At 73.5% G+C, this 21,470-nt stretch carries 19 protein-coding genes; 10 read left to right on the top strand and 9 right to left on the bottom strand.

Features of this window, described 5'->3' with window-relative positions; translation table 11 throughout:
* Positions 1-22: 22 nt before the first annotated feature.
* Both C4U44_RS42705 and C4U44_RS41640 read left to right on the top strand, forming a co-directional pair.
* On the top strand, positions 23-1,543 hold the full coding sequence (locus C4U44_RS42705) for a serine/threonine-protein kinase (RefSeq protein ID WP_235032372.1): 1,521 nt from the start codon (positions 23-25) through the stop codon (positions 1,541-1,543).
* A 52-nt stretch (positions 1,544-1,595) separates the two neighbouring features.
* Positions 1,596-1,748 carry a hypothetical protein gene (locus C4U44_RS41640; RefSeq protein ID WP_160145106.1) on the top strand — a complete coding sequence of 51 codons (153 nt, stop codon included), beginning with the start codon at positions 1,596-1,598 and terminating at the stop codon, positions 1,746-1,748.
* 23 nt (positions 1,749-1,771) lie between these two features.
* Here C4U44_RS41640 and C4U44_RS27040 read toward each other — a convergent pair whose 3' ends face one another.
* From C4U44_RS27040 to C4U44_RS27050, 3 genes are all read right to left on the bottom strand, one after another.
* Entirely contained in the window at positions 1,772-2,308 is a 537-nt protein-coding gene (locus C4U44_RS27040) for a hypothetical protein (protein ID WP_146088346.1), read from the bottom strand.
* Between the two features lie 63 nt (positions 2,309-2,371).
* Positions 2,372-3,022, bottom strand: coding sequence for a uracil-DNA glycosylase (locus tag C4U44_RS27045; protein ID WP_103888635.1), 651 nt, complete (start codon positions 3,020-3,022; stop codon positions 2,372-2,374).
* A 95-nt stretch (positions 3,023-3,117) separates the two neighbouring features.
* Positions 3,118-3,606, bottom strand: a complete 489-nt coding sequence (locus tag C4U44_RS27050) for a GNAT family N-acetyltransferase (protein ID WP_103888636.1) — start codon at positions 3,604-3,606, stop codon at positions 3,118-3,120.
* Between the two features lie 87 nt (positions 3,607-3,693).
* Between C4U44_RS27050 and C4U44_RS27055 the strand changes: the two genes are divergently transcribed.
* From C4U44_RS27055 to C4U44_RS27065, 3 genes are all read left to right on the top strand, one after another.
* On the top strand, positions 3,694-3,963 hold the full coding sequence (locus C4U44_RS27055) for a hypothetical protein (RefSeq protein ID WP_103888637.1): 270 nt from the start codon (positions 3,694-3,696) through the stop codon (positions 3,961-3,963).
* A gap of 415 nt (positions 3,964-4,378) precedes the next feature.
* Positions 4,379-6,007, top strand: a complete 1,629-nt coding sequence (locus C4U44_RS27060; protein ID WP_103888638.1) for a hypothetical protein — start codon at positions 4,379-4,381, stop codon at positions 6,005-6,007.
* 246 nt (positions 6,008-6,253) lie between these two features.
* A complete protein-coding gene (locus C4U44_RS27065; protein WP_103888639.1) occupies positions 6,254-7,210 on the top strand; it encodes a dihydrodipicolinate synthase family protein in 957 nt (318 codons plus the stop codon).
* Positions 7,211-7,249: 39 nt separating this feature from the next.
* On the opposite strand, the gene C4U44_RS27070 is transcribed toward C4U44_RS27065, so the two are convergent.
* The gene (locus tag C4U44_RS27070) at positions 7,250-9,415 is read right to left on the bottom strand and encodes an MMPL family transporter (protein WP_103888640.1); all 2,166 of its coding nucleotides are present in this window, start codon (positions 9,413-9,415) and stop codon (positions 7,250-7,252) included.
* A gap of 114 nt (positions 9,416-9,529) precedes the next feature.
* Here C4U44_RS27070 and C4U44_RS27075 point away from each other — a divergent pair, with 114 nt between their 5' ends.
* The 3 genes from C4U44_RS27075 to C4U44_RS27085 all read left to right on the top strand — a co-directional run bounded on the left by C4U44_RS27075 (position 9,530) and on the right by C4U44_RS27085 (position 12,002).
* On the top strand, positions 9,530-10,198 hold the full coding sequence (locus C4U44_RS27075) for a TetR/AcrR family transcriptional regulator (RefSeq protein WP_160145107.1): 669 nt from the start codon (positions 9,530-9,532) through the stop codon (positions 10,196-10,198).
* Positions 10,195-11,070, top strand: a complete 876-nt coding sequence (locus tag C4U44_RS27080; RefSeq protein WP_103888642.1) for an LmeA family phospholipid-binding protein — start codon at positions 10,195-10,197, stop codon at positions 11,068-11,070. The genes C4U44_RS27075 and C4U44_RS27080 overlap by 4 nt, the downstream gene beginning before the upstream one ends.
* 116 nt (positions 11,071-11,186) lie before the next feature.
* Positions 11,187-12,002 (top strand): SAM-dependent methyltransferase, encoded by an 816-nt coding sequence (locus C4U44_RS27085; RefSeq protein ID WP_103888643.1) that lies wholly within the window; start codon positions 11,187-11,189, stop codon positions 12,000-12,002.
* 43 nt (positions 12,003-12,045) lie between these two features.
* Here the strand turns inward: C4U44_RS27085 and C4U44_RS27090 are convergent, their stop codons facing one another.
* The 4 genes from C4U44_RS27090 to C4U44_RS27105 form a co-directional block, all read right to left on the bottom strand.
* Positions 12,046-12,948 carry a helix-turn-helix domain-containing protein gene (locus C4U44_RS27090; protein ID WP_200823420.1) on the bottom strand — a complete coding sequence of 301 codons (903 nt, stop codon included), beginning with the start codon at positions 12,946-12,948 and terminating at the stop codon, positions 12,046-12,048.
* Positions 12,949-13,061: 113 nt separating this feature from the next.
* On the bottom strand, positions 13,062-13,298 hold the full coding sequence (locus tag C4U44_RS27095) for a DUF397 domain-containing protein (protein WP_103888645.1): 237 nt from the start codon (positions 13,296-13,298) through the stop codon (positions 13,062-13,064).
* A gap of 342 nt (positions 13,299-13,640) precedes the next feature.
* Entirely contained in the window at positions 13,641-15,860 is a 2,220-nt protein-coding gene (locus C4U44_RS27100; protein ID WP_103888646.1) for an alpha-galactosidase, read from the bottom strand.
* A 152-nt stretch (positions 15,861-16,012) separates the two neighbouring features.
* A complete protein-coding gene (locus C4U44_RS27105; protein WP_407642893.1) occupies positions 16,013-18,163 on the bottom strand; it encodes a fibronectin type III domain-containing protein in 2,151 nt (716 codons plus the stop codon).
* A 461-nt stretch (positions 18,164-18,624) separates the two neighbouring features.
* On the opposite strand from C4U44_RS27105, the gene C4U44_RS27110 reads away from it, so the two are divergent.
* Together C4U44_RS27110 and C4U44_RS27115 are read left to right on the top strand one after the other, a co-directional pair.
* A complete protein-coding gene (locus C4U44_RS27110; RefSeq protein ID WP_103888648.1) occupies positions 18,625-19,785 on the top strand; it encodes an ROK family transcriptional regulator in 1,161 nt (386 codons plus the stop codon).
* A gap of 315 nt (positions 19,786-20,100) precedes the next feature.
* A complete protein-coding gene (locus C4U44_RS27115) occupies positions 20,101-20,613 on the top strand; it encodes an AAA family ATPase (protein ID WP_235032383.1) in 513 nt (170 codons plus the stop codon).
* A 163-nt stretch (positions 20,614-20,776) separates the two neighbouring features.
* Here C4U44_RS27115 and C4U44_RS27120 read toward each other — a convergent pair whose 3' ends face one another.
* Complete coding sequence (locus C4U44_RS27120; protein WP_160145108.1) at positions 20,777-21,211, bottom strand: universal stress protein; 435 nt, start codon at positions 21,209-21,211, stop codon at positions 20,777-20,779.
* Positions 21,212-21,470 lie beyond the last annotated feature (259 nt).

Here is a 21,470-nt window from a genome sequence, read left to right on the forward strand (position 1 = left end):
GAAACGGGGGAGGCGCAGCGGAGTGCGAGACCAGATGCTCGGGGGTCGTTACCGGTTGGTGCGACAGCTCGGCGAAGGCGGAATGGGACAAGTATGGGAGGCGGAGGACGAGACGCTGAGCCGGAACGTCGCGGTCAAGGTGATCTCCCTGCTCGCTGGTGGCGGAAGCCGCGGTGACGAGGCCCGTACCAGATTCCTGCGCGAGGCACGGATCACCGCCCAATTGCAGCACCCCCATATCGTGACGATCCACGACCTCGGCGAGACCGACGCAGGAATCGCACGGGTTCCGTTCCTGGTGATGGAGTTGGTCCGAGGGGAGGGACTGGACACGGCGCTGCGCCGAGGTGTCGTTACCCTGGCGGACGCGGCCCGATGGGGCGCGCAGATTTCCGACGCGCTTGCCGTGGCACACGCAGCCGGAATCATGCACCGGGACATCAAGCCGTCGAATATCCTCATCACGCCTTCCGGCACCGTGAAAGTCCTCGACTTCGGCATCGCGAGGGCCGCCGATCCCTACGCGACCGCGGACCGCATCACGCAGACCGGCTTCATCGTGGGCACACCCCCCTACATGGCCCCCGAACAAGCACGCGGCCTCCCCGAACCGCGCAGCGACCTGTACGCCCTCGGCTGCCTGCTCTTCGAACTGATCACAGGTCAGCTGCCCTTCCAGGCCCCCGACACCGTGGGCTACCTCACGGCACACCTCACCCAGGAGCCGCCCACCCCCAGCTCGGTATCCACCGGCGTCCCCTCCGCGTGGGACGACCTCGTGCTGAGGCTGCTGGAAAAAGACCCGGACCAGCGGTACCCGAGTGCCACCGACCTCTCCCAGGCACTACGACGCCTCGATCGCACACCCGAGCCCGCCGGAGACCCTGCGCCATCAACAGGAGAGACCTCCGAGGCCACCCGGAAACCGGACAAGAAGGATATCCCCTTCACCATCTCGTGGACGGGAAAGGATCCCCTGTCCGCCTACACTGACTCCTCGCACAAGGGTTCTCTGGTCGTCTTCGCAAAGGTGTTGCTACTGGTGACCGCGCCGGGTGTGTTGATACCGCTGCTGCTGCACCGCATCAAGGCCGGGACAGTGAATAACGGCTGGTTGGCATGGTTCGCACTGTCAACCGGAATCGGAATTCTCCCGCTCGGATTCCTTCTCGTGGTTCCTTTGCTGACGTACCTGCACCGGTCGCGCCAGGCATGGTCCCTGTCTGTCGGACCGGAGTACATCGAGACGACCGGCCACTCCGGCACGCGCAAATACCTGTGGCGCCAGGTGCTTGAGTGCACCATCGAAGAGATCGTCACCAACTTGTGGGTCCTTCATGAGTTCACCGGCCTCCACCTCAAGTTCACGAAGGATGTGAAGCGCAAGCGGGGAACCGATCCGGCGGGGTGGCCCCCGAACTGCCCAGGGGAGAGGACCATCCGCGGGGACGGAGTGTGGCCCATCTGCGTCCTCGGCCCAATGACCGACAAGCAGCGCTCGGAACTCAGCGAAGCCATCGCCCGGTACGGCCCTCCGCGATGAACCCCACCGCCCACAACCGCGCACCGGTGAGCTGCTGTCCACCATGAGGCTCATGGTGCAGGCGCCCGGGCGAGCCAACTCCAGCTCTCCCAGCCCTCCCCACCCTCCTGTGCTGCTCATGGGCGAGCACCTCTCCCCGATCACCCCGGTCGCCGCCCTGGCTGTCCTCCTGTGCGTCGTCTCCACCCAACGCGCCCGCACCTGACCACGGTTCCCCGCCGCGAGCACTCACTCGGTGGGCTGTTGATGGCCCAGATCGATCTCCAGCCGTGCCGGGCCCACACTGATCCGCCGGATCCTGCCCAGTCCGGAGAGCATCTGCCGAAAGAACGACCGTCGCGTGCAGCGGGGACAGGTGACGGCCGCGGTGAAGGAGAAACCGTCGGCTCCCGCCGCGACGCAACGGAGCGCCACCTGGTACTCGACGGCGTCGCGGCAACCAGGGCACGGCAGTCCCCGAAGCTCGTAGGGGACGCGATAGGCGATCTCCTCGCACGCCGCCCCGCAGCTCTGGCAACGCGCTACGGACCGAGCCGTGCCTTGGGCGGTCCAGCCGTCACGCCGGGGGGCGAGGGCGACTTCCTCGACACGGACCTCGAAGGGGACCGCGTTCGAGGCCCTGCACTCCGGGCAGAGGGAATCGCCGGTGAGTTCGAGCACGCGATCCGGTTCGTTCCCCATCCTGGACTCCGTTGAAGCTCTGATGCGTTCACGGTAGCTCTCCGGCGCGGTCAGGGCGGCCAGATCGATCGCACTGGCCACCACGTCGCACGACTGCCTCGGCGGGCACGGGAACGGCGCGAACCCCGGCCCGGCAGACGGAAAGCGTCAGCCCTCGGCGGCCAACCCCACGTTCAGCTCGGCGAGTTGGGTCGCGAAGATGCGGGCACCGCCCTGCGCGGGGTGGCGGACGGCGACCGCCTCGACGCCGTTGCGCGCGAGCGCCCCCTGCGCCTTGCGGCCGACCGCGACGACGGTGGTGACCGCGAACGCCTCGGCGAGGGCCAGGGCGACCGGGGTGCCGGCGGCGACCTCGGACGCGCGCGGGGTGCGGTTGGTGGCGGGGCGGCCCGGCTCGTGCGGGTGGTGCGGGTAGATCGGCCAGAACAGCGGCAGCGCCCCGCGCCACCCGGCCATCGCGCCCCACACCACCGCCGAGGACGCCTCCCACCCGAACGCGGGGTCGGCCGGCACCTCGAAGCCGTCGCCGTCGGGGTCCCCCGTGATCAGCCCCGGCCGCGCGGTGAGTTGGCGCACGCTGGTGAACGAGATGCCGCTGATCGTGTGGCCGCGGTGGCCGGGCGCCTCACCGACCAGCATCACCCTGGGCCGGTTCCGCGCGATCAGCTCCAGATAGCGGAGCAGGTTGCGCGTCCGCAACCGGCCGGCGTCGTCGGCGCCGTACAGGAACTCCGCGTCGTCCGGTGCGGGCAACTCCCGCAGCAGCGACCAGAACCGCGCCGTGTCGACCGCGCTCACATCAACCGCCCCGCCCTGCCCGCGCGGCCGCTCCCGCGGCCGCCTTCCCCGTACCTCCGCGCACCCGCCACCCCGGAACCGTATCGCGGGCGCGCTCACGCCCCGCCGGGGGCCGCCAGCCGCAGCAGCACCTCGTCGATCTCCTCGCCGCGCGCGTGCGCGAAACCGCGCGCACCGCCGGTCACCGCGAACCCGCACTTCTCCAGCACCCGGATCGAGGCCGCGTTGTCCGCGGCCGCACGCGCGTGCAGCGGCCGCTCCGGCACCTCGGCGAGCAGCGCCCGCAGGGCGGCCGTCGCGCAGCCGCGGCCCCAGTACTCGCGCCCGATCCAGTACGTGACCTCGCGCTCGTCCGGCGGCCCGAAGGCACCCGCGTGGCCCAGGATCTCGCCGCCCGGGCCGACGACGGTGCGCGTGACGACTGCCGGGTCCTTCCGGATGCGGGCCCAGTGGGCCTCGAACCGGCCACGGTCGGACGGGTCCTCGGCCGTGAAGGCGGCCATCAGGACCCCCTGGGGATCCGTCATGTGGGCGAAGAAGACGGGCAGGTCGCCGTCCTCCACCGCACGTAGCGCCACGTCCATCGCGTCCTCCTGGAGGGTCGGTGGAGGGAGCGTACCGGGTCCACCCCCTTATCGCACAACCGTTCGAACATGTGCCAGAATCCAGCCATGCCCCACTCCTTCCCCGACGATCTCGTCCAGGCCCAGCGCGACTGGTACACCACTTACCGCGAGTTGGCCGCGAGCGCGGGCGCGGGCTCGCGGACGACGGTGCTGCGGCGGCGCCTGGTCCGGCTGTCCGTCCGCATCAGCGCCCACCCCTACTGGGCCACCCTCTCCGGCACCGCACCCGCCGCGCGGATGGAGCTGAAGCAGATGACCTGGGAGGCGCAAGCCCCCCGCCAGGCACCGCGCCGCAGCCCCGACCAGGCCCCCTGAGCGCCACCGCCCTCCCGGCTCCGGCGCTCCACGACCCCGGCTCGGGCCCCACGCCCCGCTCGACCCCCCTGCGCCCACCGCCCGACGGGCCGCCGAACGCCCCCGGCGGCCCCACGCGCACCAGCGCCCGGCCCGCACCGGACCAGCACCGGCACTCGCCCCGGACCCGCCCCGTCACCCGCCGTTGACCTCCCGCGCCCCGTCCGCACCAGGGGCCGCCGTCTCCCCCAGATCACGGAGAGCGCTCTCTCCATGCCTTGACACCGCGTCGCGCGCCGTCCAGGGTACGTCTGCAAGAGAGCGCTCTCAGAAGGTCGGACCGCGTTCTCCCCGCCCGCGCGCGGCGCCGCATGCCCGCGCACCGCCCGGGCGCGTTCGCGTCGCAGCCAGTTCGGACGAAGGTGGGTCGTGGGTCATGTCGTCAAGCGGGGCCACGGGAAGTGACGTCCGGGAAGCGGAGCGCACCCGCGCGGGCGGGCCGGCCACCGCGACCGGCAGCGCGCTCACCCGCCGTCCGTACGCGCCGGCCACCGCGGTGCCGGTGGTGAGCACGGCCGCCCCGGTGGCGGGCGCGGCCGGATCGGTGGTGCCCGCGTCCACCCGCTCCCCCGCCGGACACCGGCCCCCGTACTCCCCCGCGCACCCGCCCGCCGAGCCGGACTTCGGCCCCCACGTGCGGGTCTTCGGCCCCGACACGCCGGTCGAGCGGATCCAGGCCGCCCTGGACGCGGTCGCGGCAGAACAGGACGGCCCCGGGGGGAAGTCCAGCGGGTACGCCTTCCTCTTCAGACCGGGCGACTACGACGTGGACGTACGGCTCGGCCCGCGCGTGTCCGTCGCGGGCCTGGGCCTGCACCCCGACGACGTCACCCTCCGCGGCGCGGTGCGGGTCGACAGCGAGGACGAGGGCGAGGACCGGGCGGAGGCCGGCGACGGCGCACCCGCCACCTTCGGGCGCGCGGCCGAGAACCTGGCGTTCGCGCCGGCCGGGGGCACCACGCGGTGGGCGGCGACCGCGCCGCTGCGCCGGGTGCACATCCGGGGACGGCTGCAACTCCACCCGCGACGCGGCGACTTCTCCGGCGGCGGCCTCATCGCCGACTCGGTGGTGGACGGCCGGCCGGTCGACGCCGCGCGGCGGCAGGGACTGGTCCGGGACGGTGCGGTGGCGGGCCGACCGGACCCGGAGGCGAGCCGGGTCCTCGCCGGCGCGGAGGGGGCGCCGGCGCGGGCCTTTCCCTCTTCGCCGTTCACCGCCACGCCGTACACCGCGCCCGCGGCGACCCCGCTCAGCCGGGAGAAGCCCTTCCTCTACGTGGACGAGCGCGGCCGGTACCGGGTGTTCCTGCCCGGGCTGCGGCACGGCGCGGCCGGTGCGAGCTGGGCCGGTGGCAGCACGCCGGGCTCCTCGGTGCCGATCGACCGGTTCTTCGTGGCCCGGCCCACCGATGCGGTGCGCACCCTCAACAAGGCGCTGTCGCAGGGCAGGCACCTGCTGCTGACGCCGGGCGTGTACCGGCTGACCGGCAGCATCCGGGTCAAGTGGTCCGGCACGGTGGTGCTCGGCCTCGGCGCCGCGACGCTCGCCCCGCAGCGGGGGGTGGTGCCGATGACGGTCGCCGACGCCCGCGGGGTGCGGATCGCCGGGCTGGTGTTCGAGGCGGGCGCGACCGCCTCCCGGGCGCTGCTGGAGATCGGCGACCGGCGCGGCGGGCGGACCGACCCGCGCGATCCGGCGTCGGTGCAGGACGTGTTCTTCCGGATCGGCGGCGCGGGCGGGGGCGGGGCGGCCGCCGCGCTGGTCGTCAACAGCGACAACGTGCTGCTCGACCACGTCGGGGCGTGGTGCGCCGGGGCGGGCCGGACGGCCGGCGCAGCCGGGACCGGAGTGGTGGTCCACGGCGACGACGTCGTGGCGACCGGGCTGTTCGTGGCGGGCTTCCCGAAGCACGACGTGGTCTGGAACGGCGGGCGCGGCCGCATCGGGGCCCGCCCGGCCGGCGGGGGGCGTCCCCGGACGGGGGCGGTGCGAGCGACCACGTGATCGACGCGGCCGGCGTTCCGGACCGGGGAACCGGCCCGGTGCCGGTCGACCCGGCCGGGCGACGGGCGCGTCGATCACGTGGCCCATGGGGGTGAGGGGGTCGTGGCGGAAGCCGCGACCCCCTCACGACGTCCGGCGGTCCCCGCGGGCGATCGACGCGCGCGGATCATCCCACGTAGGATGTCCTACCTCCGGTGATCACGTGGCGACGGTGCCCCGCGCACACCGGCCGGACGGGAGAGATCGGTGGACGCACTCACATCGCAGACCCTGCGCGGCATCTGGTCGCCGACGCTGCTGCCGCTCGACGAGGACGACGCGATCGACTTCGGGCGGCTGGAGGAGGCGCTGGAGGCAGTGCTCGGCTCGGGGGTGCACGGCGTCTACACCAACGGCACGGCGGGCGAGTTCCACACGCTGGACGAGGGCGAGTACGACCGTCTGCACGCGCTGGTGGCCGCGCGCTGCACCGCGGCCGGCGTGCCGTACCAGCTCGGCGCGAGCCATCCCGGCGGGCGGCTGTCGCTCGACCGGATCCGGCGGGCGGCGACCCTGCGGCCGGGCGCCATCCAGGTCGTGCTGCCGGACTGGCTGCCGCTCCAGGCCGACGAGGCGGTGGCCGCGCTGCGCGGGATGGCGGCGGCCGCGGACGGGGTGCCGCTGGTGCTGTACAACCCGCCGTACGCCAAGACGCGGGTCACCCCGGCGCTGCTGTCCCGGATCGGGCAGGAGGTGCCGCAGGTGGTGGGGTTGAAGGTGCCCGGCGTGGAGGTGGCACGCGGCCTGACCGACCGGTTCGCGGTGTTCGTCGCGGGCCACACCCTGGCGACCGGGCACCGCGCGGGCGCGGCCGGGTCGTACTCGAACGTGGCGTGCATGAGCCCGGCCGGTGCGGTGCGCTGGTATGCGCAGATGGCGACCGATCCGGTAGGCGCCGCGGAGGTGGAGGACCGGCTGCGGGGTTTCCTGGAGCGGCATGTCGCGCCGCTGGCGGCCGCCGGCTACAGCGATCCGGCCCTGGACAAGGCGCTGTGCGCGGTGGGCGGTTGGTCCCGCACCGGCACCCGGGTGCGCTGGCCGCACCGGTGGGTGCCCGCCGAGGCGGTGCCGGCGCTGCGGGAGGCGGCGCTGGCGGCGGTGCCCGACCTGCTCGCCGACCCGGTGGGGACCGCGGCGGCGGGCTCGGCTCCCGGCCGACCCTGATCTCGGGTCACGTCCGCAGCTGCCGGCCCTGACCGGGTGTCAGGCACGCAGGTGCGGCAGCACCCGGTCCAGCCGGCGCGGCAGCCACCAGTTGGCCCGTCCGATCAGGAACATGGTGGACGGCACCAGCACCAGCCGGACCAGGGTGGCGTCCAGGATCACGCTCACCGCCAGCCCCACCGCGAGCATCTTGACGACGACCGTGGGCGAGGCGACGAAGGAGAGGAAGACCGCCGTCATGATCAGGGCGGCGCTGGAGATGACCCGGCCGGTGGCGGCGAGCCCGGCGGCCACGGAGGCGGTGTTGTCCCCGGTGCGCCGCCACGCAGCGGAGATCCGCGACAGCAGGAAGATCTCGTAGTCCATGGACAGCCCGAAGACGATGGCGAACATCATCATCGGCACGTAGGACTCGATGGGCACCGCCTCGGGCAGCCCGAGCAGCCCGCTGGCCCAGCCCCACTGGAAGGCGGCGACCAGCACCCCGTAGGACGCGCCGGTGGTCAGCAGGTTGAGGATCACCGCCTTGACCGGGATCACCAGGCTGCGGAAGACCGTCATCAGCAGCAGGAAGGCGCAGACCAGCACGACGCCGATGATGATCGGCAGCCGCTGGGCGACCTTGTCGCGGAAGTCCTGCTGGCCCGCGGCGGTTCCGGTGAGGTAGCCGGTGGTACCGGTGCCGTGCAGGGAGTCCGGCAGGGTGTGGTGCAGCAGCGTCTGGAACAGGCCCCCGGTGGCGGCGGACTGGGGCGAACTGGCCGGCTGCACGGTGGTGACCAGGATCTTGCCGTCCGAGCTGGGCTGCACCTTCGCCACGGCGGCGACGTCGGGGGTGCCCTGCAGGCCCCGGGTCAGGTCGTCGGCGACGGTGTCCGCGGAGACGGTGGCGCCCCGCAGGTCGACGACGACGGTGAACGGGCCGTTCGCGCCCGGTCCGAAGCCGGGGCCCTTGGCGTCGGTGATCCAGTCGTACGCGGTGCGGCTGGTGGTGCCCTTCTCGTTCGCTCCGTCGTCGACGTGGCCCAGCCGCATCGAGAACAGCGGGATCGCGCACACCACGAGCACCGTGACGCCGGGGACCAGGAACCGGACCGGGTGGCGGGCGACGGTCCTGGCGTAGCGGTGCCAGTCGTCGGACTCGCCCGTGCCCTCGGCGATCGGGCGGCGGCGCGTCCTGATCCGGTCGATGCTGCGGCCGACGAGGGTCAGCGCGGCGGGCACCAGGGTCAGGGACGCGGTCGCCGTGACCACCACGGCGATGGTCGCGGCCAGGCCGAGCTTGCCGATGAAGCTCAGCCCGGAGGCGTAGAGGCTGAGCAGCGCCACGGAGACGGTGAGGGCGGCGACCATGACGGCGTGCCCGCTGGAGTCGGCGGTCCGGGCGGCGGCCTCGCGCGGGTCGCGGCCGTCGATCAGCTCCTGGCGGAAGCGGGTGGTCAGGAAGAGGGAGTAGTCGATGCCGACGCCGAGCCCGATCATGACCGCGAGGGTGGGCGCGGCGGTGGCGAAGGTGACGGCGCCCGCCACGATGCCGACCACGCCGATGCCGACGCCGACCGCGACCAGCGCGCACAGCAGCGGGAGCACCGCGGCGAGCACGCTGCCGAAGGCGATCAGCAGGATCAGCAGCGCGACGGCGATGCCGACGATCTCGCTCCTGAGGTCGCTGGCCGGGGCGACGGTGACCTGGTCGAAGTCGCCGCCGAAGGCGACCTGGACGCCGTCGGCGCGGGCGGGTTCGGCGGCCTTGTCCAAGGTGTCGGTGTAGCCGTGGCCGAGGGTCTTGAGCTGCACGTCGAAGGAGACCGTGACATAGGACGTGCGGCCGTCGGAGCTGGTGGTCTGCCCGGACACGGCCTCGACATGCGGCATCGCCTTCAGGTTGTCGACGGTCTCGTCGACCGCGTGCTGGTGGTCGGCGACGGTGCCCGAGCCGACGTGCAGCACCGCCTTGCCGTTGGGGGCGGCCGCGGCCGGGTCGGACGCCTGGAGCAGGTCGCCGCCCTTGGCGGACTGGCTGCCCGGCAGGCTGATCTTGTCGCTGAAGGTGGGACCGACGATGTGCCGGCCGCCGAGCGCGAGGACCAGCAGCACCAGCCAGACCGCGATGACCCACACCGGGTGCCGGCCGCAGAAGGAGCCGATCCGGCCCAGGCGTCCGGAGCCGGCGCCCGGCGGCAGGGGGGAGGAGGGAGAAGCCACGACGCCTCCGGGGAGTGTCAGGACGGCACGCGTGCACGACAGGTCCGACCCTAGACCAGGGAATTGGCAGGACTGCCAATTGACATGGCCGACACGTTGACTAGGCTGTCGCGCATGCCAGCCACTCCCCCGCAAGCCGGGCTGCGCGCGCGCAAGAAGGAGCGGACTCGGCACGAGTTGAGGGACAGCGCCGCCCGGCTCTTCGCCGCTCGCGGGTTCGCCGGCACCACGATCGCGGACATCGCCGCGGGTGCGAACGTCTCCGAACGCACCTTCTTCCGCTACTTCGACAGCAAGGAAGCGCTGTTGCTCCCCGACGGCGCGGAGCTGTTCGCCCGGATCGAGGCGGAGCTGGCCGCGCGGCCGGCCGCGGAGCCGCCGCTCGACGCGGTGGGCGCGGCGCTGCTCGCCGCGGCCCGCGCGTTCGGGTCGAGCGGCGAACTCGCCCTCGCCCCCGCGCCGAAGGGCACCGAGTCCCTGGTGATGGCGCGGCTGGTGCAGGAGTTCGTGGACTTCGAGGACCGGCTCGCGACGCTGGTGGAGCGGCGGCTGCCGCCCGGCACCCCGGAGCCCGATCTGCGCGCGGCCGTGCTGGCCGGCGCGGCGCTGGCCGCGACCCGCGCGGTGCTGCGCACCCACGGCGAGCGCCGCTCGGCCGGCGCCGCCGCTTCCGGGACCGGAGCCGCAGGGACCGGCGCCTCCGCGTCGGGCGCCGCCGCCCTGCTGCCCGCGGCCCTGGACCTGCTCGCCCATCTCCCCCGGATCGGAACCATCGAGGTATGACGCCCAGCAACAAGCCCGAACCCCGGCCGTCCGGCATCGAGGACGACCGCTCCGGCGCCGCCGATGCTGATCCCCCGGCGAGCGAGGACGTCCCGCCCGGCGGGACGCCGGAGCAGCCCCTCGGGCGGCGCCGCTTCGTGCCCCGCCGCTTGGTCCCGCGCCGCAGGCCCGTGCTCGTCGCCACCGCCGCGGTGGCCGGGCTGGCGGTGCTGGCCGGCACCGCGGACCTGGTCCTCGCGCACACCGCGCGGGAACGCATCGCCCATGCCGCGAGCTGCCAACTGGCCCCGGCCGGGCGGGTGTCGGCGGACCTGTCCGGGAGCCTGGCCGGTCTGCGGCTGCTGACCGGGCGGGTCGGTGCGGTACACATCCAGGCCGACGACGTACGGCGCGACGGCCTGGACCTGACGGTCGCGGCGGACCTGCGGCAGGTGACCACCAAGGGCACCATGAGCGGCGGCACCGCCACGGCCACCCTCTCCTACGACGAGCTGGGAAAGCGGCTGAACCGGAACGGGGCCGGGCTGCGGCCGGAGTCCGACGGGCACGGCGGCCTGGTGCTCACCGGCACCCTCGTCGGCATCCCGCTGCCCGTCACCGTCCACACCGGCATCACCACCGACACCGACAGCATCACCATCACACCCACCGACGTCGACGTCCTCGGCCGGACCATACCCGTGCCGCAGATGACCAGCGGCAAGAGTGGCTCGGCGCTCGCCGACAAGCTCGCCCCACGGACCGTCAAAGCGCCCGACCTCCCCGCGGGGGTGCGCCTCACCGGCGCCCGCACCGGCGCCGACGGCCTCGGCCTGACCCTCGCGCTGCCCGCGAGCGTCTCCGCCGGCGGCGGGGGCGGTTGCGCCGGGTAACGACGCAGACACGTCGCTCGACCGCCCGATCACGGCTCTCTAGGATGGCGACGAGCCTCCGGTGGCGACCGCGGGCCGCCGCCGCGCAAGGAACGAGCCACGCCATGAGGGGCCCTATGCCATCCGGGGACGCGTCGTCGAGCACCAGGATCGACGTGACGGTGCCGAGCGTGGCCCGGATGTACGACTACCTGCTGGACGGCAAGGACAACTACCCGGCCGACCGCACCGCCACCGACCAGCTGCTGGAGCAGGTGCCGAGCATGAAGGTGCTCGCGCTGAACAACCGTCACTTCCTGCGCCGGGTGGTGCGGGTGCTCGCCGAGGACTACGGCATCCGGCAGTTCGTCGACCACGGCTCCGGGTTCCCGACCCAGGACAACGTGCACGAGATCGCCCAGCGCGTCCACCCCGACGCCCGCGTGGTCTACGCCGACAACGACCCGCTGGTGCTGGCCCACGGCCGGGTGCTGCTGGAGCAGAACGACAACACCGCGGTGATCCAGGCCGACTTCCGGGACACCGCGAGCGTCTGGGACAGCCCCGAGGTGGCCCGGCTGATCGACCCGGGCGAGCCGGTCGCCGCCCTGTTCGTGTCGGTGCTGCACTGCGTGAAGGCCGGCGACGACCCGGCGGGCGTCGTGCACCGCGTCCGCGACCGGCTGCCGGCCGGAAGCTGCCTGGTGGTCTGCCAGCTGGTCAGCGAGGACGCCGAAGTGCGGCGCGGCGTCACGGAGTTCATGGACTGCTCCACCGGCGGGCAGTGGGGCGAGGTGCGCCGGGAGAGCGATCTGCTGGAGTACCTGGACGGCACCGAGATCCTGCCGCCCGGCCTGGTCGAGGTCTCCACCTGGCGCGCGGACAGCGACCTCGCACCGCTCCAACCCAGCTTCGAGTGGATCGAGTTCGGCGGGGTCGGCCGGATCGGCTGATGCGCACCGCCGACCGCTCGTCCGTGTCCGCGCCGCGGCCCGGTCACGTGTAGCGCCGCAGCGCCTCCTCCAGCAGCGTCCGGCTCTCCGCCGGGGTCGCCGCGACCGCGCTGAGCTCGTCCAGCGCCGCGCGGTAGCGGTCCAGGTCCTCCAGCCGGTCGAGGTACACCGCGCTGGTCATGTGCTCCAGGTACACGACGTCGGGAAGGAAGCCCTGCGCGAACCGCAGGTAGGTGACCGCGGCGCCCGGGGTCGCGGCGGCACTGGCCTCGTAGGAGGCGACCTGGAGGCGAACGCCCGGCTGCCGGAGGACCTCCAGCAGGTACCCGAGCTGGTCCCGCATCACCTGCGCGCCGCCTACCGGGCGGTACAGCACGCCCTCGTCGATCATCACCCACAGCACCGGGGCGCCCGGCTCGCTCATCCGGCGCTGCCGCTCCAGCCGCAACTCCACCCGCTGGTCGACCTCTTCGGGCGGCGCCAGCCGGTGGCCGCTGAGCACGACGGCCCGCGCGTACGCGGGCGTCTGGAGCAGGCCGGGCACGAACTGGTTCTCGTAGGTGCGGATCACGTGCGCGTCGCGTTCCAGGCCGATGAGCTGCTGTAGCCAGTCCGGGACCACCTCGCCGTACTGCTGCCACCAGTCGGGGCGGGCGGAACGTTCCACCATCGACGCGATCTGGGCGCGTTCGCGCGGGTCGGCGCCGTAGAGGGTCAGCAGCTCGTCGACGTCGCGTACCTTGAGGTTGACGTGCGCCGTCTCCATCCGGCTGATCTTGGAGGCGTGCGCCCGGATGTGCCGGCCCGCGGCGACCGGGCTGATGCAGCGGCTCTCCCGCAGCGCCCGCAGATAGCTGCCCAGCACGCGGGCCATCGCCTTGGCGCCCATGTCCGGGCGCCGTTCGAGAAGCTGTATGGGCGGGACGAGCTGCGGCGCGGCTGGCATACGGGCTCCCAACTGGTACGGGACGGACCAGTATGGCACCCGGGGCGGCTTCTGGGCTGCCCGCCGGAGGACACCGGCGGGCAGCTCCGCTCCGCACGGCCGCCGAGCCGGCGTCAGCCGGTGTAACCGTCGAAGTCGCCGTCCTTGGCGCCCTGGACGAACGCGGTGATCTCGGCGCGGGTGTAGACGAGCGCGGGCCCGTCCGGATGGCGGGAGTTGCGCACCGCCACCCCGCCGTCCGGCAGCGCGGCCACCTCCACACAGTTCCCGCTCTGGTTGCTGCGCCCGCTCTTGGTCCACCGCACCCCGGGGATCGAACTGGCCCGCACCCCGTTCTCGAACTGCTGCATTCCGCATCGCTCCTTCGTGGGTAGGGGGGCGAGCGCAGGGTGACACTCGCGCACCGGGAGTCACGATAGTGAGCGAACTCCCCTGCGCGCAGCGGCTGGTGCAATTCCCGATGCAATTGCAAAGCCGGCTCGGAGTCGCGGTAGTGTCGGTCGGGCGCGGTACCGATCGGCGTGCACGCGGCGCCCCCGCTCACGGTGCGGACTCGTGCCGGACCCGGGCGGTGCAGCTCAGTGGGCCGCAGTGCCCCGGTGGTCACCGGCCGGAACGTGTGCGGCAGTTGCACGACCGTACGGGGGTCGTACAACTGCCGCGCGCGACGGGTGCCGGCCGCGCCGCGTTCCTCAGTCCGCCCGGCGTACCTCGATCAGCAGTGCCTGGCCGGGGTTGAGCGTCGGCATCGGCAGCCCGGCCGTCGCCAGCACCGCGCCCGGCAGGGCGACCCAGCCCGCGAGCGCCCCGGTCAGCCAGGCCGGCCCGGAGCTCTGGTGCAGCGACGGCAGGCCGAGGTCGGTGCGCACCCGCACCTCGTAGCGGCTGTCGGCGGCCAGGCCCGGCAGCGGCACCCGGCCGTACTGCCCCTCCGCGGAGGTCTCCGTGCGCGCCCAGCAGTACAGCGCCTGGGAGCCGTCGCGGGCGACCACGCCGTGCAGCAGCCGCGCGTCCGCGTCCGGGTCACCGGGGGCGGCCAGGTCGGCGCGGACCGTGCGGCCGCCGTGCAGCAGCGGCCGCAGCTCGCGGTACATCGCGGTCCACGCGGTGATCGTGGCCAGTTCCTCCGGGCTGCAGGCGGTGAGGTCCTGCTCGATGCCCGCGTGCCCGAACAGCGCGGTGGCCAGCCGGAAGGTGTCCGCGGTGAGCCGGCCCGTGGTGTGGGCGGGCGACGGCCCGAAGTGCGCGCCGACCAGTTCGGGCGGCAGCAGCTGCCCGGTCCAGCGCTGGATCGCCTGCCGCTCCACCGGGTCGTTGCAGTCCGACGCCCACACCCGGTCGGTACGGGCGAGGATGCCGAGGTCGACCCGGCCGCCGCCGCTGGCGCAGCTCTCGATCTCCAGCCCGGGGTGGCGCTCCTTGAGCGTGTCCAGCAGCCGGTACAGCGCCTCCACCTGGCCGTGCGAGACCGGGCGGTCCGCGCTGCCGTGCACCGCCTCGTGCAGCTCCCGGTTGTGGTCCCACTTCAGGTACGCGATGGGGTAGTCCGTCACCAGCGCGTCCAGACTCCGCAGCAGGTACGCCCACGCGTCGGGGTGGGTGAGGTCCAGCGCGTACTGGTTGCGCGCGGTCGGGCCGAGGCCGGACGCCGGGCCGAGCACCCAGTCGGGGTGCGCGCGGGCCAGGTCGGAGTCGAGGTTGACCATCTCCGGCTCGACCCACAGCCCGAACTCCATGCCGAGCGCCCGCACATGCTCGGCGAGCGGGGTCAGCCCCTGCGGCCACACCACCGGGTCCACGCTCCAGTCGCCCAGGCCGGCGTTGTCGGCGCGGCGTCCGGCGAACCAGCCGTCGTCCAGCACGAACCGCTCGACGCCGACCTCGGCGGCCTTGTCGGCCAGCCGCAGCAGCCGGTCCAGGTCGTGGTCGAAGTACACCGCCTCCCAGCTGTTGAGCAGCAGCGGGCGCGGGGTGGCCGGATGCTGCGGGCGGGCCCGCAGCAGGGTGTGGAAGCGGTCGGCGAGACCGTCGAGGCCCTCGGCGGACCAGGCGAACCAGCTCACCGGGGTGCGGTAGGACTCGCCGGGTGCGAGCCGGATCTCGCCGGCGCGCAGCAGCTCGCCGCCGCCGAGGACCGCGGCGTGCACGCCCGCGCCCTCCGGCAGCTGCTCGGCGAGGTAGCGCTGGTCGCCGCTCCACCCGACGTGCACGCCCCACACCTCGCCCGAGCGGAACCCGAAGCCGGGGGTGCCGACGGTCAGCAGGTACGGCGAGTCGACGCCGGGCTTGCCGCGCCTGACCTCGCGGGAGTGCGTGCCGTGGCCCAGCGGGCGGCGCTGCGGGGTGCGTTCGCGGCTCCACTTGCCGGTGAAGTCGAGGATCTCGGTGGCCCGGCGCGGCAGCGGCAGCAGGGTGAGGGCCTGCGCGAGGTCGTACGGCGCCGGGTCGGCCGCGGTGCCGGTCGCGTCGGCGGCGCGGCGGGCGAGGTCGGCGTGGACGCCGAGCACGCCGGAGGGGTCCAGCCGGTAGGTGACGGTGACGTCGAGGCCGGCCCCGGCATCGGTCATCTCCAGGGTCAGCTCGCCGCCTCCGCCGGGGTCCTGGCGGTGCGCGACCGACGCGGTGGACAGCCGGGGGGCGCCGCTGCCGCCGCCGAGGTGGCCGTGGTGCGCGGGGGTGCCGGACCAGCCGTCGGCCTCGGTGGGCCACACCGTGAAGCGGCGCTGGAGCTCCAGTGCGTTGTTGAGCACCGCGGGCTCCGCGGTCAGGCTCAGCGCGGCCTGGTCCGCGGCGGTGAGGTCGCCGAGGTCGGCCCCCCAGTGCAGGACTCGGGGCACCGGCTCGGTGAGTTCCACGACGAAGCTGGTGCCGGCCGCGCGCAGGGCGACGGTCGAGACCGGGGAGCTGGACATGCGGGGGTCCTTCCGGGAAACGGGTTCGGAGGCCGAACCGGCGCGATGGCCCGGCCGGGTGGCCGGGCCATCGCCTGTTCGTATCAGATGCCGCTGGGAGCCGGCTGAGCCCGGTGGGCGATCAGCCGGCGGCCGTCATGGCCGGTCACGGCTCAGACGGTGATCCTGTCGATGTCGGAGGCGTAGTCGGTGGGGTTGCCGAAGCCGATGGTGTTGGCCCCCGCCTTGAGGTGGACCGGGACGGTCACCGACTGGGCGGCGCCCCAGTTGTTGTCGTTGCTCCCGGCCAGCGGCAGCTGGAAGGACGTGCCGTCCACGGTGATCACGATGGTGCGGCCGGAGGAGCCGTCCGCGTAGTCGAGCCGCATCAGGTAGGTGCCGTCGGCGGGCGCGGTGACGCCGTTGACGGTCAGCGTGTTGCCGGTGCCGCCGAGGTTGCCGACCTTCTTGCCGCCGGAGCAGCCCGCGCAGTCCGCGATGCTCGCGCCGCCCGAGAGGGTGTTGCCCGGCGCCTCGGCCTCGTACGCGACCGGTCCCGTCGCGGCCGGTGTGGTGACCGCGACCGCCTTGCTGGGCGCGGAGGTCCGGCCGTGCGCGTCGTGGGCGACGACGGTGAAGGAGTGCCCGGCGCCGGCGGTCAGGCCGGTGACGGTGGCGGTGGTGCCGCTGGTCGCGACGGCCTTGCGGCCGTCGGCGTAGACGGTGTAGCCGGTCGCGGTGACCTTGCCGGTGTTCACCGCGTCCCAGGCCAGCGAGACGCTGGACGCGGTGGAGGCGGTGCCGTGCACGGCCAGCGGGGTGCCCGGGGCGGCGGCGGTGCCCGCCGGGGTGATGGTGAACAGCCGGGAGCCGTGCGAGGGCAGGTTTTCGGTGATCTTGCCGCCGGCGGAGCCGAGGTTCTTGTGGCTCCACAGGTCGCGCACCGACGCCTTGCCGGTGATGCCCAGGTCGGAGAAGTCGGCGGTGACGTTCGCCGCGTCCGAACCGAGGTTGAACAGCGCCACGGTGTAACTGCCGTCGGCGTTGCGGGCGTACCAGGTCTGCTGGTCGGTGGACTGGCTGACCGGCTTGGCCGGGTGGCCGGCCTGGTCGACCGCGATGACCTCGTCGTTGGTCAGCAGCGACAGGCCGTACGAGTCGAGCTTGGTGAGGTCGTCGCCGGTGTAGAGCGGCGCGGACTCGATCGCCCACAGGGTCTCGTAGCTCTGCCGCTCGGTGTCGGTCAGGCCGTCCAGCGCGCCGTCACCGACGTCGAGGGAGTCGAGGTTGTTCCAGTGGCCGGGACCGGCGTCGGGGATCCACTGGACGACGTCGTTCCACCGCTGCTTGACCGAGTTGTTCCAGGTGGCGAGGGTGTCGCAGTAGCACTCGACGTCGGTGTCGACCCGCCAGCCGTTGGCGTTCGCCTTCCAGGTGGCCGCCTGGGTGTGGCTCAGCGACCACGACAGGGTGAGCTGGATCGGGCGGCCGGTGCGCTGCAGCGCGGCGTGCCAGGCCTGGACGTCGGGGATGTTGTCGTGGGCGGCGTCGCCCTGGCCCGAGCCCGGCCCGACACCGTCGATCTTGAGGAAGTCCACGCCCCACGAGGCGAGTTCCGAGGCGACGGAGTTGATGTACTGCTGCGCGCAGGGGGTGGAGAAGTCCATCTGGTAGGACACGTTGTCCCAGCCGCTGGTCTTGCGCAGGTCGGGGTAGACCAGGTCCTTGGTGGTGCAGCCCGGGGCCCCGTAGACCGGTGTCTTCCCGTCGTTGTAGGCGTCGATGTAGAGGCCGACCGCCAGGTAGAGGCCGAACTTCAGCCCCTTCTTGTGCAGTTGGTCGCCCACGTACTTCATGCCGTGCGGGAACTTCGTCGCGTCGGGGATCGGGCGCCCGAAGCTGTCGGAGGTGTTGTGGCCGTCGGCGTCGACATTCCAGCCCGCGTCGACGTTGACGTAGTCGTAGCCGTGCGACTTGAGCTTCGAGGCCACCACGTCGGCCTGCTGGAGGACGTGGCCCTCGGTCAGCCACGCTTCGCCGCCGTAGCCGGGGGCGTTGGTGGACTCCAGGCTCCAACTGCTCCAGCCCATGTACGGCTTGTCGGCGAGTACGGTCGCCGGCTTGCTGGTGGCGGATGCCTGCACGGAAGTCGAGGCGGAGGCGGTGGCGCTGTGCGCGGCCGCCGGTGCGGCCGAGGCCGCCGCGGGCACGGCGAGCGCGGCGGTGACCGCGCCGGCGGCAGTGGCGGCAAGAAGGGCGAGCATGCCGGTACGGCGCTGCCGCCCGGAACGCGGGTGTCGTAGGAGTCCTGCCGGACGGGCCATGGGTTGTACTCCATCCCGGCTTCGCGGCGCGCGGGGTACGGCGGGCCCGGTCGGACCACGCCGAGTCGGCGCAGGTCGGCCGCCTGGAATCGGAGGGGTGTGCACCGCGGAAGGGGCAGGTCCCAGCCGCCCCGACCGCGGGATGCGCCGAATCTAGTCAGGGTTTCCTTCCACCGTCAACATATTCGACGAGGGAAGCGGCGGCGGACGCACGGAGGCGTTCGGCGGGCCGCCGCCTGCGGTTCCCGGTGGTTCCGAGCGCTCCTCCGGCTGTCCGACCGCTGTCCGACCGCTGCGTGCGCGCCATCTGACCGCCGTCCGACCGCCGGACGCCCGTCACGGAACCGGCCACGCGCCCGCCGCCCGCGCCCCTGCTCGCCCCCCGGCCCGCCCGCTTCACAGCCACGGCGGGATCCGCCCGGAAGCTTTCTTCGTTTCCCATGGAAATGTATCGTTTCGGTATGACGCTCGCCGATCAACCGCCCGCGGCGGCCCTGGTCTTCCAGACCCTCCTGGTCCAGGGCCCGTTGACCCGCGCCGAGGTCGGCCGCAGGACCGGCCTGTCGCCGGGCGCGGTCACCAAGGTGGCCAACCCGCTGCTGGCGGACGGCTGGATCGCCGAACTCGGCCGGCCCGCCGAGGCCGCCGAACGGGCCTCCGGCCGCCCGGCCGTACCGATCGCGGTCCGCGCCGAGCGGGCCCGCTTCGTCGGGGTGAAGGTCACCGGGGACGAGCTGATCGGCGTGCTCGCCGACCTGACCGCGCGCCCGCTCGTCACCGGCCGGGCCGCGCTGCGCTCCCGCGACGTGGGCACCGTGGTCCTGGCCATCGCCCGGCTCGTCGCCGGGCTGCGCGCCGACGCGGGCGCGGAGCGCGACGGCGACGTGCACAGCATCGGCGTCACCATCTCGGGGGACGTCGACGGGCAGACCGGCATCGTGCAGTACTCCCCCTTCCTCGACTGGCGCCGGGTCCCCCTCGCCCGGCTGGTGGAGGACGCCACGGGCACCCCGACGGTGATCGAGAACGACGTCCGCGCCCTCACCGTCGCCGAGCAGTGGTTCGGCGCGGGGGTCGGGCTGTCCTCCTTCGCGCTGGTCACCGTCGGCGCCGGGATCGGCTGCGGCATCTCGATCGGCGGGCGCGTGGTGTCCGGCGCGCACGGGGTGTCAGGTGAGGTCGGGCACCTCCCGGTCGGCGGCACCGACCGGGTGTGCACCTGCGGCAACACCGGCTGCGTGGAGGCGCTCGCCTCCAGCCACGCGATCACCGAGCAGGCCCGGGAGGCGGCCGGCGACCCCGCTCTCACCATGGCCGGCGCGGCCCGCCTCGCTCACGGCGGCCACCGCGAGGTGCGCGCCGTCTTCACCCGGGCCGGCCACGCGATGGGCCTCGCCCTGGCCACGGTCGCCAACCTCATCGGCCCCGAGCGGATCATCATCTCGGGCGAGGGCGTCTCCTCCTACGACCTCTACGAGGACCAGATCCGCTCGACCTTCGCCACCCGGGCGTTCGGTGCGGCGGCCGACTGCGACCTGCTGGTCCGCCCGCTGCCCTTCGAGGAGTGGGCGCGGGGCGGCGCGGCGGTGGCGGCGCAGCGGCTCTTCGCCCCACCGAAGTGACGGTCGCACCGGAGGGGCCCCTGCCGGTCCGCTACGATCACGGCATGTGCTGCTGTGCTCCCATGACGACGACCGCCGCTTAGCGGCGGTACCGCGGTTCCCGAACCGCGGCCATTGCCTGCCCCCTCATGGGGGCAGTGCGGGGGCGTACCGCCGGATCAGTGTCCTGCCGGCAGTCACTCATACACCTGTGATGCCGGGTCGTCCCGCCTGATCAGGGAAGTCATGTCTCCGTCGCACCGTTTCGACGCACAGCCTCCGCATGCAGCCGGCCCCGGCGCCGTGCAGCATCCACGCCCCGCCCACCTGTTCCTGATGGTCGGACTCCCCGGGGCCGGGAAGACCACCCGCGCAAGAGAGCTCGCCGCAACCCACCGGGCGCTGCGGCTGACCCCGGACCACTGGATGAACCCGCTGTTCGGCGAGTCGTCGGCCGGCGGCAAGCGCTGGGTGCTGGAAGGGCGGCTCATCTCGGTCGCCCTGCAGGCGTTGAGGCTGGGGACCAGCGTCGTGCTCGACTTCGGGCTCTGGAGCCGCGACGAACGGTCGGCGCTGCGCTGGCTGGCCCGGTCGGTGAGGGCGTCGTGCCAGGTGGTCTACCTGCCCGTGGACAAGGACGTCCAGCTCGCCCGCGTCGCGCACCGCCAGGCAACGACACCGCATCAGACGTTCCCCATGAACGAGGCCGACCTGGATGCCTGGCGGGAGCAGTTCCAGGCACCGGACGCCGCCGAACTCGAAGGCGGCGAGATTCCCGCGCCGCCCGCGGGCTGGTCGAGCTGGCCGGAGTGGGCGGTGGACACCTGGCCCTCCTGCACCGACAGCTGACCTGGCCGGCCCGCCGATCGGTCAGCCGCCGGACCTGACGGCACCCCAGGCGCGACCGGACGACGGGCGACGGAAACGCGGGGACCCACGCGAACGGCCGGCGGCCCCCCATGAGGAGGGCCGCCGGCCGTCGGGCGGTGCGGAGCAGGTCAGACCGTACGGGTCAGGACTCGCTGCGGACGAGCAGGACGGACACGTGCGAGATCTTCGCGACGCCGCGGCTCACGCTCGGGTGGAGGAGACCGGAGATACCGCTGTAGTGGCCGGGGCCGACCGCGATCAGGTCGGAGCCGAGCGCCTCGGACCGCTCGATGAGGATGGCGGCGAGCTCCTCGCGCAGGCCCTCGTCGACCTCGCCGTCGGCGGTGACGCCGTCGCCGCGCAGCCGGGCCACGGCCGCGTCCACGACCCGCTGGCTCTCCTCGCGCTCCTCGACCGGCACCACGGTGCTGGCGATCGCGCCGCCGATGACCTGGGAGGGACGCACGTGTATCACCTGGACGGTGGCACCGGTGAGCTTGGCGAGGGAGGCCACGGCCTCGACCACGGCGTCACCGTGGGACGAACCGTCGACAGCGGCGAGGATGTTCTTGTACATGAGTCCAACTTCCTTGTCCGTAGGGGGCCTCGCGCTTCGGCGGCCCTCCGCTGTGTTGAGCGGCCCGGGACGGTGATCCATTCCCGTCCGCGAAGTGGCGTTGGCCACTTCGCGCGCCCCCTGCGCGCTCGACCACGCCGGGCGGCACCGCGGCCCCGAGCGGCCCGTTTTCGTCCACGGGGTCGACGGAGGGGCGGCGCGCCCCTTCAATGAGAGGCGGGCACTGCCCGGTGCAGGGGCGGTAGGGGCAACGGTCGAA

It is taken from the genome of Actinacidiphila yanglinensis, from assembly GCF_900107965.1.
In the GTDB taxonomy this organism is placed as follows: Bacteria; Actinomycetota; Actinomycetes; order Streptomycetales; family Streptomycetaceae; genus Actinacidiphila; species Actinacidiphila yanglinensis.